This is a genomic window from Maricaulis maris MCS10 (genome assembly GCF_000014745.1).
Lineage (GTDB): Bacteria > Pseudomonadota > Alphaproteobacteria > Caulobacterales > Maricaulaceae > Maricaulis > Maricaulis maris_A.
Genome location: NC_008347.1, coordinates 2,172,390 through 2,186,803, shown reverse-complemented (window position 1 = coordinate 2,186,803; position 14,414 = coordinate 2,172,390). Strand labels below are relative to the sequence as shown.

The window sequence follows — 14,414 nt, the reverse complement described above, 5'->3', positions numbered from 1 at the left end:
ATGAGGGGAATGCGGGACGAATCGCCGGCGAGAGCGGAGCTGGTTGTGCGCGAGGAAGGCGAGCGCACGATCCTTGAGCCCCATGGTGATTGGGTCATCGATACGATCGGCCGTCACGACAACGCCATACGCGCCGTCGAGGCCAGCGCCGACCCGTGCAGTATCGTCGTGGATGTCAGCCATCTGGGACGTGTCGATACAGCGGGCGCCTACTTGCTGGGCCGGGCAACCCGCAAGTGCCCCACGCCAGATGCGGATTTCCATTTTGTCGGCCAACATCGCACGGTCAGGCGTCTGATCGAGGAAGTCCGGATGCGGACCCAGGTCTGCGGTCCGGACGAAGTCCCGACCTTCGGCTTTATCAAGGCGCTCGCCAGGCTAGGGGCAGGGATTGAAGTCGCCTATCAGGAAGCCGTCGACACCTTCGCCTTCTTTGGCAAAACTCTGACCACCGGCTTGAGTTGCTTCATCCAGCCCTGGCGTTTTCGTCTGACCCCGACGGTCTGGGCCATGGAAGAGGTGGGCGTGAATGCGCTGCCGATTGTGGCCACCCTGACCTTCTTCATCGGCGCTGTGGTTGCCTATATGGGTGCCACATTGTTGCAGAGCTTCGGCGCGTCCGTGTTTACGGTCGACCTGGTCGGCCTCGCCGTCCTGCGCGAGTTCGGTGTCTTGATTACCGCGATCATGCTGGCGGCCCGTTCCGACAGTGCCTTCACCGCCTCGATCGGGGCGATGAAGATGCAACAGGAAATCGACGCCATGCGTGTGCTCGGCCTCGACCCCTATGAAGCGCTGGTATTACCGCGTGTTGTCGCCTGTGTGCTCATGGCGCCGCTTCTGACTTTCGGCGCCATGGTCGCCGGCATCTTTGGCGGCATGCTGGTGGCCTGGACGGCACAGGATATTTCGCCGGCCCTGTTCTTTACGCGCCTGCATTCGGAGATCGACATCAGCCATTTCTGGGTCGGCATGTCGAAGGCGCCCGTATTCGGGATGGTGGTCGCGATTATCGGCTGCCGTCAGGGCATGCAGGTGCAGGGCGATGTCGAGTCGCTGGGACGGCGGGTGACGGCTTCGGTGGTTCAGTCGATCTTCGCCATCATCGTGCTCGAGGCGCTGTTCGCGATGATGTATCTGGAGCTGGAGATTTGACCGACGACATCCTCATCTCGGTGCGCAACCTGCGCAGCGCATTCGGGCGCCATGTGGTTCATGAGCACCTGGATCTGGACGTCCGTCGTGGGGAAATACTGGGCATTGTCGGCGGTTCGGGGACCGGCAAGACGGTATTGCTGAACACCATTCTCGGCCTCAAACAGCCCGAGGGCGGCGAAATCCTCCTGAACGGGCAGCGCCTGGCTGACATGACGGCGCGCGAGCGGCGCCAGATTGACAGCCGGTTGGGCGTGTTGTTCCAGAACGGGGCCCTGTTCACGTCACTTTCGGTGCTGGAAAACGTGATGGCCCCGCTGCGCGAGCATATCGACATGTCGATCCCCCTGATGGAGGAAATCGCCGGCATGAAGATCGGCCTCGCCGGGCTTGATCCCAGCGCTGCAGACCGCTTTCCCTCGGAGCTGTCCGGCGGGATGCGCAAGCGGGCGGCACTGGCCCGGGCGCTGGCACTGGATCCGGAAATCCTGTTCCTCGACGAACCGACGGCCGGCCTCGACCCGATCGGCGCAGCGGCCTTCGACAATCTCATCCGCGAATTGTCTGACGCGCTCGGCCTGACTGTGGTCATGATCACACACGACCTCGACAGTCTGTACGCGATTTGTGACCGGGTGGCTGTTTTGGCCGACAAACGGGTTGAAGCTGTGGCACCAATCAGCGAGTTGTTGGCCAATTCGCATCCCTGGATCCAGGAATATTTCCACGGACCGCGCGGGCGCGCAGCGCTGGCGGGCAAGGAGAGTTAGATATGGAAACCAAAGCCCATCATGCTCTGGTCGGCCTGTTTGCCGTCCTGCTGCTGGCGGCGGGCGGATTCTTTGCGCTCTGGCTCGGCAAGGTTTCCTTCGACGAGGACTACGCCTTTTATGACATCGTCTTTGACGGGCCGGTGCGTGGATTGCGGGAAAGCGGAGAAGTCCGCTTCAACGGGATCCAGGTCGGCGAGGTTACCGAACTCGAGCTGGATGATCAGAGCCGCGTCATTGCCCGTATACGCGTGCTGGCGCAAACCCCGGTGCGCACCAATAGCGAAGCCCAGCTTGAGCCGCAGGGCCTGACTGGCCTGTCCTATGTCCTGATCACCGGTGGTACGCCGGATGCCCAGCGTCTCGAGAGCCCGGCCAACCGGCCGGTCCCCCGCATTTTTGCCCGGCGGGCCCAGCTGGAAGGTCTGGTTGAAGGTTCCGAGGATGTGCTTGACGCTGCCCAGACGGCCCTGTTCCGCCTGACCGCCCTGCTGAGCGAACAGAATGTCGGCGAAGTTTCGGCAACCCTGACCAACCTGCGCGAAATCACGGACCGCCTGTCCGAGGAAGAGGCCTTGATTGCCGATATGCGCAACACGCTCGCCGGGATCGACACAGCCGCCAGCGACATGTCAGCTGCCGCGATGTCCTTGCAGGAATTTGGCGTCACAGCGACAGCCTTCCTCGACAATGAAATGACCCTGGCCACCAATGAGACAACGCTGGCCGCAATGGCGGTCAACCAGGCCGCGGCGGATACCAACCAGATTGTGCTGACCCTGCAGCCAGCCATTGAGAGCCTGGCCGACAGCGGCGTCGAGGACCTCAACAGGACCCTGTCAGATTTGCGTCGAGTGGTGGCGTCTCTGGAGCGGATCACGTCCGAAGTGGAAAGCAATCCCGGGGGCTTCATTGCCGGAGCGCCCCGCGAAACCGTGGAGGTGCCGCAATGAGCCGGTCCCGCTATCTCCGTGCCGCCCTTGTCGGGGTGAGCGCGTTGTCTGTCTCGGCCTGTGTGTCGCTCTTGCCGGAGTCCGAGCCGGTTTCGGTCTATCGCCTGTCCTCACCCGAGCCGGTCGAGTTGCAGGGGGAGAGCTGGACGGTCATCGAGATCGACGTGCCCAACGCACCGCGTGGACTGTCCGGCGACCAGATTGCCATCATGCAGGATGGTTCCAGTCTCGCTTATATCCAAGGAGCGCGCTGGATATCGCCGACGCCGCGCCTGCTGCAGAGCCTGTTGGTTGAGTCCTTCAACGCCCATGGTGGCCGTCTTGCGCCGATCCGGTCGGATGACGGGATAAGGGCGGATTACGAGCTGCGCCTCGACATGCAGGAGTTTGAGGCGGTTTATGATCGTGGCGCCGACATTGCGCCACTTGTTCGTGTGCGTATATCGGTCCGCCTGGTCGCCGAGCATGGGCGCCGTTTCGCCGGTGCCCGCGTGGTGACTGCGGAAGTCCGGGCCAGTGCCAACCGGACCAGCGCCATTGTGGCAGCTTTCGATCAGGCGTCACAAACTGCCAGTCGCGAGATCGCGGACTGGACCGCCGGCCGGACCGCCCAACAGGGTCGCTGAGGCGGCCGGGCAGGTTTTCTGACGCGCTGGGTCAGCCCTCGCCGGAGCTGTCATCATCCTTGCGTCCGCGACGGCCGGGCTTTGCTGCCGGTGTGTCGTCCTCGTCCGGCATGGATGACAGCAGATCCTTCCAGCGCCAACCCGGCTCGCCGCCGGAGGCATTGCTGCGACGACCGCCGCGTTCCGGAAACCCGACGGCATTGTCGGCGCGCGGCTGGGTGGACGCCTCGGAATGACCGAGCGGCTGTTTCATGTCTTCATCCGCCGGGGTTTCCGCCGGGTCTTCTTTGGTGTCGGTCGCGGGAGTTGGTGCCGCCGAGGGACGACGCGACTTGCGGCCGGCAAGCGGGTCCGGCAGCTCGTTGCTGGCCAGCTCCGGGGCGCGGCGGCCACCAGCGACAGACCCCATGCGAAGCATGAAGTCAGACAGCAATTCGTAATTCTGGCGGATGCGGGCCTGGAAGGCCGCATCGATTTCCTGGGCTTCCTCGGCAGCCGCCATGGCGGCGGCGTTGAGGCCTTCCAGTCCCCGGCGCAGCGTATCGGCGGTTTCCTGGGCGCGGTCACGCGCGACGCCGGGAAGCTCATCCAGGCGTGCCGTCATGGTCTCGATGTGACGTTCGACCGTCTGGGTCTCCGAGCGCGCTGAGGCCAGGACGGCCTCCAGGCGTTTGCGAACGGACTCGGCAGCCTCGTCGGCCGCGACAGAGGCGCGCTTGGTCAGCTTGTCAGCTTCGGCCAGCCGCTGGTCGAAGGCTTCGTCGGAACGACGGGCGGCGGCATAGGCGGCCTCATTTGTCTGCTCGACCTTGCTGGCGACAATATCGGCCTGGGCCTCAATGGCTTCGATCGCCGCGTCGGACACGGCCTTGGCTTCATGTGCGGAGGCAATCAGGCGCGCCAGGGCAGATTCGTGTTCCTGGGCCGCGCTTTCGGTTTCGGCCCGGACCCGTCCGGCCATGCCGTCGGCGCGCTCGATGGCGGATTCAACCGCCTCGCGGAAGGCGACGGCCCCGTTGGACGCGGCCGAATTGAGGGCATCGGCGCCGTCACGGGCCGTCGAGGCCATCACTTCAAGCTCGGCCTTGTGGAAATCGAGCGCCGCAGCGATCTTTTCCTGCTCCTGGCGCAGGGCTTCACCGGCATCAGCGAGGCGCTGGCGATGTTTGACATAGGCAGCGTCGAGATTTTCCGAACGTTCCTTGAGCCCGTCGGACAGTTCGCGCAGATGGCCGGTCCGTTCGGCAATGATCAGCGCGGCCGCATCACTGCGCTCGGTTACAGCGCTGCCGGCCTCGTTGAGGTCCTGGACGCTGGCCCGGATCCGCTTTTCGCTGTCGGTTGCCTGGCTGGCCGCGAGTTCGGCTGCAGCGGCGACCATCTTGGACTGGTCAGAGATGGCGGCGGCGATGAGTGCTGCCTTGTCGTCGAGGGATTCCGAGACCTCGCCCAGGCGCAGACGCTCGGTGCGCAGCCCCTTGAGCAGGTGCTCGGTGCGGTCACGGGCATCGGTCGCCGACTGTTCCAGCGATTCAGCATGATGGCTGATCACTTCTTCCATGGCGGCAAGGCGGGCCAGGGCGCTTTCCAGTGCCGAGTTGATGCGTTCGACCTCGCCGGACACCGCGTCCGACAGGGTCTGGACTTCGTGCCGGGCATATTGGGCCGGCTCGGCCAGCTTGCGGATGGCCAGCTCGACACGGCGCGTATTGGCGGAACTGCGCACGATTTCGCGCGCCATCATGCCGGCAATTATGAAGATCAGCGCGGGCAGGAGGGCAAATACCGAAAGGCCGGTCAGCTGACCGAAACCGTATCGGCCCAGCGCTTCGAGAGACTGGATGCCCAAATATCCCCAGAGAAAGGCACTGGCACCGCCGACCCAGAACAGAGCGAAACAATTGCCCAGCCAGACCAGCCAATTGCCGCCGCGCGGCCGGGCATCGCCGTCTGCGGACTGCGGTGCGGCTGGCGCGGTCAACGCGTTCGGGCCTGCTTGCGTCAACGGTGTGCCCTTGTCCTCGTCGGCCATGGTCATCTCCGCCAGTTCGATCGTGTGGTCTTGGTTCGTCTCGGTCATTTGGGGCCTGGTGGCTGCGATCAGCATTGCGCGGGCCCGCCTGCACGAGCCTGTCGGTGCTTGATATTATGACAGAGAATAGGACCAGATGCGCGTCAGGCACACAGATAATCTATGCAAATTCAATATTTGCAGCGGAAAGGTCGCGTGATCAGGTGTGCCGGCTGGTTGATCAGCTGCTGTAAATGAGAGGCGGCGAGAGCAATTCCGGCACTTCGCTGGGCGCGCTGATCGGCAGCCATTGCTGGCAAGGATCGGAGAGCAGGTTGACCTGTGTCGCCTTCACAAGAGGGGCTTCGGTCCCCATGACGGCCTCACGATATTCGGCGGGGCGGGTGTTCGGGTTTGACGCGCAGCCTCTGGCCGCGTCTGCCTCAATGCCGATTGAGGACAGGGCGACGACAGCAAACCATTCGATGATGGAGATGAGAAACTGGATCATGTCAGGTGTGCGTCCCGGACCCTGTTGGTATTGAACATGTGCCTGTGACCTGCATACGGTGAAGGTAATTCACGAAACATGGGAGGTTCGTGAAGAGTTGGTAACAAGATGGCCAAATTGGGGCGCGCCCCGGTCAGAACGCCCACTGAAACACCGATTGGATCACCCATGAACGAGCCAGATGAGGCGGAGGAGGCCGGCATCCTGATCATGTTCGGCGTGACGGTCTTCGGGCTGTTGTCGGCCAACCTGTCTGGCTTCGCCCACGTTTGGGCCGCCGCCGACATCCTTCCCCTTCAGTCGCCTGCCGCCGGAGCGCTCGACAAGCTGGCCTGGTGGCTGGGACAGACATTCGTGTCCTGGACTTTCAATATCCTGCTGATGGTCCTGTTCGGATCGAGCCTGGCCTTGCGCCGGGCCGGGGACGGTGCGCGGGGGCTGGGCTGGATGGGCTTTGGCGGGCTGGTGCTCGCATACGTCTTCTGGCACGGCGAATTGCTGACAGTGCTGGCTCTGGCCGGGATGATCGCGGTGCCGATGCGGGCGTTGCAGCCGGCGACCCGGTGGATGACGCTCGCGGGTCTGATCGGCGGGACCTATCTGATCCTGCTTGCCGGTGCCGGTATCACGGCGTTGGTGCCGGACAGCATGGCCCTTTCTGACCTGCTCGGCCTGGATGCCGCACGTATCACGGCCATTGAAGCGGCTCACCAGTCCGGGTTCTGGGCGAGGCTGCCAGACAATATGGCGATTGCGCTGCAATTCCATCTCGTCGAAATATTCTTCCTGGGTGGCGGTGCGCTGGGCCTGGTCCTGCTCGGAATGGAATTGGTCGAACGTCGTTTCTGGAGCGGTGCCTGGCCTGTCATGCCCCTTGTTTTCAGTGCCGCGGCAGCGCTCGGCATCGGTCTTCCGCTCAACGGCTGGAGCGCGGTGCATGCCATGAGTGCCGGGTTCGCGCCGTCGCAGGCCTGGGGCGGTGTCGCGGCGCACGCGGCGGGTGCACTCCTGTCGGCCTATGGCTATGCAGCCCTGGTTGTACTGGCGGTTCGCTATCGGGTGGCCGAACGGTTCCAGCTCTTCCTGATCCGGGCAGGCAATACCTGGCTCAGTCTTCATGTCGGCCAGATCGTGGTGTTGACGGTGGTCTTCTCCGGTATTCCTGGCCTTGCCCTGTATGGCCAACTGGCTCCGGCGAGCCTGTTTGCGTTGGGCCTGGTCCTCGTCATGGTCCAGGCGGGTGCGGTCTTGGCGATTGACCGCTGGCTGCGGGTTGGTCCGGTCGAATGGTTGCTGGACGGCGTGTCGAGCCGGCATTTCGCGCGGCTGCGCCGAGGCTAGGCGTCCGCGTCGGGCTGGTTTTCCGGGAGTGCATCCTGGAAAGCCGGCAAAGCCTGGCAGGCCGCGTCGGCCGCCTCAAGGGCCGGCCAAGCGGTCGCATCGAGACCCCAGCGACGGGCGTTGTAGAGCTGGGGAACCAGATAGATGTCGGCCAGGCCCGGCGCCTGACCGCCCAGAAAGGCACCGGTGCGGGGTGCGGCCTCAACGAGGGTTTCAAGCGCATCCAGGCCGCTGCGCATCCAGCGCTGGGCCCAGGCCTTCATGCCGTCCGGCCCCTGTCCGAGATCACCCGCAACGGTTTTCAGGACGCGCAGGTTTTGCAGCGGGTGGATGTCACAGCCAATGATCGACGCCCAGCCGCGCACGCGGCACCGCTCGACCGGGTCACGTGGCAGAAAACCCGGCTCCGGCCATGTCTCGTCAATCCATTCCAGAATGGCCGGCGATTGCAGCAAACGTTCACCATCATGTTCCAGAACCGGCACCAGGCCCTGCGGCTGGATAGCGAGCCAGTCGGCTCCGGACTGCTCGCCCTCTTTCAGGTTCACGGCGACCTGGTCGTAGGCCACGCCCTTCAGGTTGAGGGCAATCCGAAGGCGGTAGGCGGCGCTGGAGCGCCAGTAGCCAAAGAGTGTCGTGGTCATGGATCAGCGCCTTTCGGTCAGGGTGAAGTCCAGCGGAGGCAGGCCGTCAATTCGGGCGGCAACCGTGTCGCATGGTTCAAGTGCACCGACGCCCGACGGGGTTCCCGTGAAAACCAGGTCACCGGGCTTGAGCACAAAATAACGCCCCAGCTGGCCCAATAATTCCTGCGGAGGCAGGATCATTTGCTCCAGCTCGCCGGACTGCCGCATGGCACCATTGACGCTGAGGCTGATCGAACCGTTTGCTGGCGGCGGCCCGAGGCGCAGGGCGCCCATCGGCGCCGACGCGTCGAACCCCTTGGCAATCTCCCACGGTGCCGACTTGGCCTTGAGGTCGGACTGCAGGTCGCGCTTGGTCAGGTCGACGCCGGTACCGGACGCAATGATGGCACCGCCTTCGCCCAGCGCCAGAACCAGCTCGACCTCGTGATGCAGGTCATTGGTCTCGGTTGGATAGGGCAGGGTGGTCGCGCTGGTGATGGCGCTGGCCGGTTTGGCAAAGAAGATCGCTTCGGCCGTCGCCCCCATTTCCCGGGCATGGTCGGCATAATTGCGCCCGATGCAGAAAATCCGGCTGACCGGGAATGTGCGGCTGTCGCCGTCAATGGCGAGGCGCGGCGGGGCGGGGAGGGGGAAGATATCGCTCATGCCCTATCGATAGCCGAGCGCCGGGCGCTTCGTCGAGCCAACAAACGCCTTGCAGCTGTTGCCCGCATCCGGCACCTGTGACGCATGACCGATCCGACCGACACGCCGCCAGCCCTGAGCTTGCACGACTATCTGCCCTACCGGCTGGCGGTGACGTCCAACCAGGTCAGCCGCGTGGTCGCGCGCGCCTATCAGGCCCGTTTCGGGCTGACGGTCTGGGAATGGCGTGTGATTGCGTTATTGGGCGAGGCCGAGCCGATGACTGCCCAATCCCTGTCCGACATCGCGGCCATGGACAAGGTTTCCGTGAGCCGGGCGGTCAAGGCTCTGGTGGAACGGGGACTGGTCGTTCGGGCCGAGCGCGCGAGCGACCGAAGATCACGTGACCTCCGTCTGACGAATCCGGGCCGGTCCCTGTATCTGGAAATCATGCCGGTTGCGCTCGGGGCGGAGGCGGACCTCCTTGACGGGCTGGATGCCGAGGAAGTGGCAATCCTGGTTCGTTTGCTTGAGGCTGTTCGGTCGCGCGCCGCTGAGCTTCTGGACGGCGCGGACACCTAGTCGGCCTGCTCGGCAACAATGCGTCCGGCTGCCCACATGGCGATGAGGGTGGACAGTGCGAAACAACCGGCGCCGAACAAGGGTCGGGCTTCGAGCAAAAGGTTTCCGCGCAGACTGAAAACGATCAACGCGATGACCAGAACGTCGGCCATGGACCATTTTCCCAGGCGTTCGAGCCATTTCAGCGAGCCTTTGCGCCGGACGGCTCCGCTGTCCGTCGCCATCCCGCCCGGAAAAACCTGGATCCGCCACATCCAGATCAGCTTTGTGAGCGGGAAGCCGATCGAGAATAGCGAGACCGTGGCGGCCAAAAGCCAATCACCCTCTGTCGCGAGCGTGATGGCCAGGCCGAGGATGGAATGATCGTCCCCCCACAGGCCCAAATGCCGCGTTTCAATCGCCGACAGGGTTAATCCAGGCACGAACAGGACGCTGGCGATGAGCAAGATTCCGGTCGTCAACGAGGTCGGTTTTCGTGTCTCTGTCAAATTCATGCGCGCATTCAGTCCGACAAAAAGGGCCGAATGGCGGCGGCAACAGCAGAATATGCGGTAGCCGGATACCCATTGCCGAGCATGGCCCTGCCTGGAAATCATGGCCCTGCGGGCAGCGGTGCGCCGGCCTGGTGATCGATTTAAGGTTGCTATTCTCCCCGTAACCCCTTGTACCTATTGTAATATCCAATTACCCCGAAGAAGTGCATGGTTAATATCCGTCGTCTAGTTCCACCCCATACGCCGCACTGCGGTGAAATGTGGAACAGGACGGGGTGTCCCCAAATGCGCAAATTCATTCTGCCGGCTCTGGCTGGCCTTCTCATCTCAACACCGGCGATGGCCGAAACAACCCAGCGCGATCTGGAAGTGATCGGTCGCGCGCTCGGGTTTGTCGAAGGCGCCAGCGGCTCGGACCGCACGGTTGCCATCGTTTATGACGCCGGTAGCGAAGCCGAGGCTCAAGCGCTCGCATCAGCCATGGCAGGGGGCCTCTCGGCCGGCCGTGTCACGCTGAATGCCCGCCTGGTCCCGATGGCCGATACCGGTTCGATCAGCGGTGCAGACGCGGCTGTACTGCTTGGAGGTGCCGCCGGCGATGCCGGCGTTTTTGGCGCTGCCAGCTCGGCCGGCGTCATGACCGTTTCCACTGATATGGGTTGCGTCGAAAGCGCCCAGTGCGTGATGGGCGTGCAGAGCGCGCCGTCGGTCCGGATCGTGGTCAATCGCGGCGCCGCCGACAGCTCGTCTGTCTCCTTCGCCGCCGCCTTCGCCATGATGATCGAAGAAATCTAAGCGTAAACAGAGATTTGAGAGAGTAACTACCATGAAGACCCAATTCCTCACAACGTCGATCTCCGTGCTTGCGCTGAGCGTCGGTTTCTCCGCCGCGGCTACTGCTCAGTCGCTCGACTACACCGCGATGAGCGATCTGTTCGGCGAAGCCGTGACCGCCGGCGCCACTGGCGCCCCGCAACGGGCTTCGGATGTTCCGGCCACCATGGTGATCATCACCCAGGCCGATATCGAACGCTTCCCGGAATACGACATCCCGGGCATCCTGCGTCACTATGCCGGCATCAATCACAACCGCTATGGTTATGGCGACGGCCAGATTTCGATCCGTGGTGCTGCCACGCCTTACTCGCCACGCCTGCTGGTGCTGATAAATGGACGTGAAGTCTATCTCGACAGCTATGGCTACACCGCCTGGTCGACCCTTCCGGTCCAGCTGGAAGAGATCCAGCAGATTGAAGTCGTCAAGGGTGCCCAGTCGGCCCTCTACGGCTTCAACGCCGTGTCCGGCGTGGTCAACATCATCACTCGCAATCCGCACCACGGCGACTACGCCACGGCGCGCGTGAATGTTGAAGCTGATGGTGGTTTCGACGCAGCTTTCGTTGCGGCGCGCCAGTTCGGGGATCGTGCGGCTTTCCGCGTCAGCTACGGCAATGCGGAGACATCCGAAATGCCAGCGGGTGCCAACGCTATCCAGGCGGCAACGCTCGCCCTGCAGGACTATCATCGCGAGACCGGTGCCGTCGAAGGTCGCTTTTCTCTGACGGACAATGTCAGCCTCACCGCGGAAGCGACCTTCACCAATGTCGACCAGTCTGAAATGACATCGGTTTATTCTTCCGCCCGAGCCCTGTACGAGCTGCGCTCCTACAAGGCGGAGCTGGAAGCCGACACGGATTATGGCGTCATCACGGCGCTGGCCTATCGCAATGAGAGCGAAATCGTTTACAGCTTCGGCCCGCTGAGCGCAGAGCTGACAACCTTCCGCGTCCAGGACCTGTTCAAGGTTGGCACCAATGACACCATCCGCATCGGTGCCGAATACCGTGACGGCCAGACCGCGTCCTTCCCGGACCCGGGCAATGGTGATTTCGGCTATGAGTCGATGGCCATCTCGGCGATGTGGAATCACAAGTTCTCGAACACCTGGGACCTGACCCTTGCCGGTCGCTATGATGTTGTTGACTGGAGCCGTGACAGCGCGCCCGGCGCCTTCTATTCCTTCACTCAGGAGGATTACTCCGTCTCCTTTGAGGAGTTTTCCTATAATGCGGCTCTCGTCTGGCGCCCGACCTTCGGCGGCACGATGCGCTTCATGGCGGGACGCGGTGTCCAGGCACCGACCTCCTTCGATATCGGCTTCACCCTGCAGACCGTTGTTGGCGGAAACCCGCTCATCCTGTCGGGCAACCCGGACATGGTCCCGTCCATCGTGGACAGCTATGAAGTCGCTTATGACCGAGCTGTTACGCCGACGATCAACATGCGGGCGGCGATCTTCCTGCAGGACACGTCCGACGTTCGTGGGCAGATTGGCCTGTTCCCGGACCTGCTACCGCCGGCCGTGACCATTCCGACGCTGCTGTTCAATAATCGCGGGGACACCTCGACCGCCGGTTTCGAACTGGGTTTCTCGGGCGATCCAGACGGTCCGGTCTCCTGGGATGCCAACTACACATTCCAGGAAACCGAGGATGATCTGACCGGCATTTTCGGACTTAATCATCTCCAGGATTTCGAGAATGCTACCCCGTCTCACCTGTTTAACGCCCATGTGGGCTGGACCGGCGAAAAGCTGAGCGTTGATGGCTACGTGAACTACGTCTCTGAGACGACGACTCCGCTGCAGCCGGTATTCGGCCTGCCGACTCAGGTTGCAATCGACGACTATGTCGCCATTTCCTTCCGCGCCGGCTATCGCATCAATGACCATATCGCTGTGTCGCTGAATGCCCAGAACGCCAATTTCGGTGACGGCGAGGCGACCACTGCCAACGCCCAGTCGGACTCACGCGTCTGGTTCGGTCTGTCGAGCAACTTCTAAATCGAAATGAACGCCCCGGCGCGCCGAAACGCGCCGGGGCGTTAACCCTGACTTCAGCGATTCAGGCGGACAATTCGTCGGGTGACAATACCGCCAACCGGTGATGTCAATTGGGAGACTAAAATGGGCAAGGCGACTTCAATCTTCAGGCTGACCATCGCGCAATCCTTCGCGGTCGCGCCGATTGCCGCTATTATCGCATTGATTGCGGTTGCCGGGCTCGGCGCCTGGTCGCTGCAGGACGGCTCGGCGAGCCAGCAGCGTGCGATGCGGGAAATGAATGCGGCGCTCGAGCTGACGGACCTGAAGTCCGAACTGCAATCGATCAACAGCGAAGTCCTTGCCGTCGTAACCTCCCAGGCCGCGGGCAACCCGATTGACGTGATGGCCGCATTTGATGCGGTTGGCATCCGCGTCGACGGCCTCTCGGTCCGCATCAGCGAACTGCAGACTTCCGGCGCCGACATCGCGATGGGGGCCGCTACCTTCGACAGCCTGGTCGAGCAGTTGGCGCTCTACAAGGATGCGCTCGACTTTGTCGGGCAGATGCTCGAACTCGATTTTGCCAGCTCGGTCGCTTTCCTGCAGCCGTTTGACGCTGTGTTCGCCGAGATCAGCGCCGACCTGGACGGTCTTGCCATGGAAGGGGCTTCGCTGGCCCGTATGGATGCGGCTGCCACCGAGGTCGCCGTCCGTAACTCGATCATCCTGTTCGTCGGCCTGACCATAGGTGTCGGCGTCGCCCTGATTGCCCTGGCCGTCCTGTTCGGTCGCCAGATCTCGACCTCGGTCCGCAAGATCGCTGCGGCGACTGAAACGCTGGCAGATGGTGACTACACGCTCGACATCGCCGCGCTGGAACGTTCTGACGAGCTTGGCGCCGTGGTCCAGAGTCTCAGCCGTTTCCGCGAAAAGGGCCTGCAGGCCGAAGAGCTGGAAAAAGAACAGCGCGTCCAGGCCGAAGCCAATGAGCGTCGCGCTGCCAAGCTCAACGATCTGGCGCAGACCTTTGACGCTGAAGTCATGTCCATGCTGGGCGAGGTGAATGATGCCTGCTCGTCCATGTCTGCCATTGCTGAGCAGCTGTCCCAGGCCGCAACCGAAGGATCCGAGCAGTCTGGCCAGATGGCATCGTCTGCCGCGCAGGCGTCCGCCAATGTCGAATCCGTTGCCGCGGCCTCCGAAGAGCTCACCGCGTCCATCGCCGAAGTGACCCAACAGATCCAGGGCTCGTCGGATATGGCCAGCCAGGCCGATGAGCGGGCCAAATCGGTCCGCGCCGTGGTCGACAATCTGGGCGCTGCTGCCCAGGAGATCGGCAATGTGGTCCAGCTGATCAATGACATTTCCGAGCAGACCAACCTGCTTGCCCTGAACGCCACCATTGAGGCGGCGCGTGCCGGGGAAGCCGGCAAGGGCTTCGCGGTTGTGGCTTCCGAGGTCAAATCGCTCGCCGCCCAGACGGCCAAGGCCACCGATGATATCCGTGACCAGATCCAGGCCATCCAGGAAGCGGCCGCTTCGTCTTCGGCGTCCATCGAGGACGTGACCCGCGCTGTTGGCGAGATTTCCCGGTCGGCCTCGGCGATTGCCGCCGCGGCAGAAGAGCAAAGCGCGTCAACCCGCGAAATCTCGAGTTCTGTCTCTCATGCGGCGACCAGCGCCCGGGCTGTTTCCGACAATGTCGATGTCGTATCCCGCTCGGCCCGCCAGACCGGCGATGCATCACAGGATGTGTTGCGGGCCGTGCGGACAGTGTCCGAACGCGCCGAAAAACTGAATTCCACCGTGGAAACATTCCTCACCGAGGTTCGCGAGGCCGGCTGATCTCTCCCCCCAGATGTCGCCTTGCAACACA

At 63.0% G+C, this 14,414-nt stretch carries 14 protein-coding genes; 9 read left to right on the top strand and 5 right to left on the bottom strand.

The annotated features are described in order from the left end of the window. Positions 1-9: 9 nt before the first annotated feature. Genes MMAR10_RS10405 through MMAR10_RS10390 form a run of 4 tightly spaced genes read left to right on the top strand, consistent with a single transcriptional unit; the run spans position 10 to position 3,504 of the window. The gene (locus MMAR10_RS10405; protein ID WP_233353822.1) at positions 10-1,155 is read left to right on the top strand and encodes an ABC transporter permease; all 1,146 of its coding nucleotides are present in this window, start codon (positions 10-12) and stop codon (positions 1,153-1,155) included. Next, on the top strand, positions 1,152-1,925 hold the full coding sequence (locus MMAR10_RS10400; protein ID WP_011643940.1) for an ABC transporter ATP-binding protein: 774 nt from the start codon (positions 1,152-1,154) through the stop codon (positions 1,923-1,925). Before MMAR10_RS10405 ends, MMAR10_RS10400 begins: the two co-directional genes overlap by 4 nt. Positions 1,926-1,927: 2 nt before the next feature. Next, a complete protein-coding gene (locus tag MMAR10_RS10395; protein ID WP_011643939.1) occupies positions 1,928-2,878 on the top strand; it encodes an MlaD family protein in 951 nt (316 codons plus the stop codon). After that, positions 2,875-3,504 (top strand): ABC-type transport auxiliary lipoprotein family protein, encoded by a 630-nt coding sequence (locus MMAR10_RS10390; protein ID WP_011643938.1) that lies wholly within the window; start codon positions 2,875-2,877, stop codon positions 3,502-3,504. Before MMAR10_RS10395 ends, MMAR10_RS10390 begins: the two co-directional genes overlap by 4 nt. 31 nt (positions 3,505-3,535) lie before the next feature. On the opposite strand, the gene MMAR10_RS16270 is transcribed toward MMAR10_RS10390, so the two are convergent. Both MMAR10_RS16270 and MMAR10_RS10380 read right to left on the bottom strand, forming a co-directional pair. After that, complete coding sequence (locus MMAR10_RS16270) at positions 3,536-5,584, bottom strand: hypothetical protein (protein ID WP_049755713.1); 2,049 nt, start codon at positions 5,582-5,584, stop codon at positions 3,536-3,538. 172 nt (positions 5,585-5,756) lie between these two features. Next, positions 5,757-6,026 carry a hypothetical protein gene (locus MMAR10_RS10380; RefSeq protein WP_011643936.1) on the bottom strand — a complete coding sequence of 90 codons (270 nt, stop codon included), beginning with the start codon at positions 6,024-6,026 and terminating at the stop codon, positions 5,757-5,759. A 168-nt stretch (positions 6,027-6,194) separates the two neighbouring features. Here MMAR10_RS10380 and MMAR10_RS10375 point away from each other — a divergent pair, with 168 nt between their 5' ends. Beyond that, complete coding sequence (locus tag MMAR10_RS10375) at positions 6,195-7,367, top strand: DUF418 domain-containing protein (RefSeq protein ID WP_041636931.1); 1,173 nt, start codon at positions 6,195-6,197, stop codon at positions 7,365-7,367. Here the strand turns inward: MMAR10_RS10375 and maiA are convergent. Further along, the gene (gene maiA, locus MMAR10_RS10370; RefSeq protein ID WP_011643934.1) at positions 7,364-8,011 is read right to left on the bottom strand and encodes a maleylacetoacetate isomerase; all 648 of its coding nucleotides are present in this window, start codon (positions 8,009-8,011) and stop codon (positions 7,364-7,366) included. The two genes, MMAR10_RS10375 and maiA, sit on opposite strands and share 4 nt — an antisense overlap. A 3-nt stretch (positions 8,012-8,014) precedes the next feature. After that, entirely contained in the window at positions 8,015-8,659 is a 645-nt protein-coding gene (locus MMAR10_RS10365) for a fumarylacetoacetate hydrolase family protein (protein WP_011643933.1), read from the bottom strand. Positions 8,660-8,743: 84 nt separating this feature from the next. Between MMAR10_RS10365 and MMAR10_RS10360 the strand changes: the two genes are divergently transcribed. Further along, positions 8,744-9,220: a MarR family winged helix-turn-helix transcriptional regulator gene (locus tag MMAR10_RS10360; protein WP_011643932.1), complete on the top strand. Its 477-nt coding sequence runs from the start codon at positions 8,744-8,746 to the stop codon at positions 9,218-9,220. Here the strand turns inward: MMAR10_RS10360 and MMAR10_RS10355 are convergent. Then, positions 9,217-9,714, bottom strand: a complete 498-nt coding sequence (locus MMAR10_RS10355; RefSeq protein WP_041636930.1) for a paraquat-inducible protein A — start codon at positions 9,712-9,714, stop codon at positions 9,217-9,219. The genes MMAR10_RS10360 and MMAR10_RS10355 overlap by 4 nt on opposite strands. Positions 9,715-9,999: 285 nt before the next feature. On the opposite strand from MMAR10_RS10355, the gene MMAR10_RS10350 reads away from it, so the two are divergent. The 3 genes from MMAR10_RS10350 (at position 10,000) to MMAR10_RS10340 (ending at position 14,383) form a co-directional block, all read left to right on the top strand. Then, positions 10,000-10,509 carry a hypothetical protein gene (locus MMAR10_RS10350; RefSeq protein WP_011643930.1) on the top strand — a complete coding sequence of 170 codons (510 nt, stop codon included), beginning with the start codon at positions 10,000-10,002 and terminating at the stop codon, positions 10,507-10,509. 31 nt (positions 10,510-10,540) lie between these two features. Further along, the gene (locus MMAR10_RS10345) at positions 10,541-12,556 is read left to right on the top strand and encodes a TonB-dependent receptor plug domain-containing protein (RefSeq protein WP_011643929.1); all 2,016 of its coding nucleotides are present in this window, start codon (positions 10,541-10,543) and stop codon (positions 12,554-12,556) included. 123 nt (positions 12,557-12,679) lie between these two features. Beyond that, the gene (locus tag MMAR10_RS10340) at positions 12,680-14,383 is read left to right on the top strand and encodes a methyl-accepting chemotaxis protein (protein WP_011643928.1); all 1,704 of its coding nucleotides are present in this window, start codon (positions 12,680-12,682) and stop codon (positions 14,381-14,383) included. Positions 14,384-14,414 lie beyond the last annotated feature (31 nt).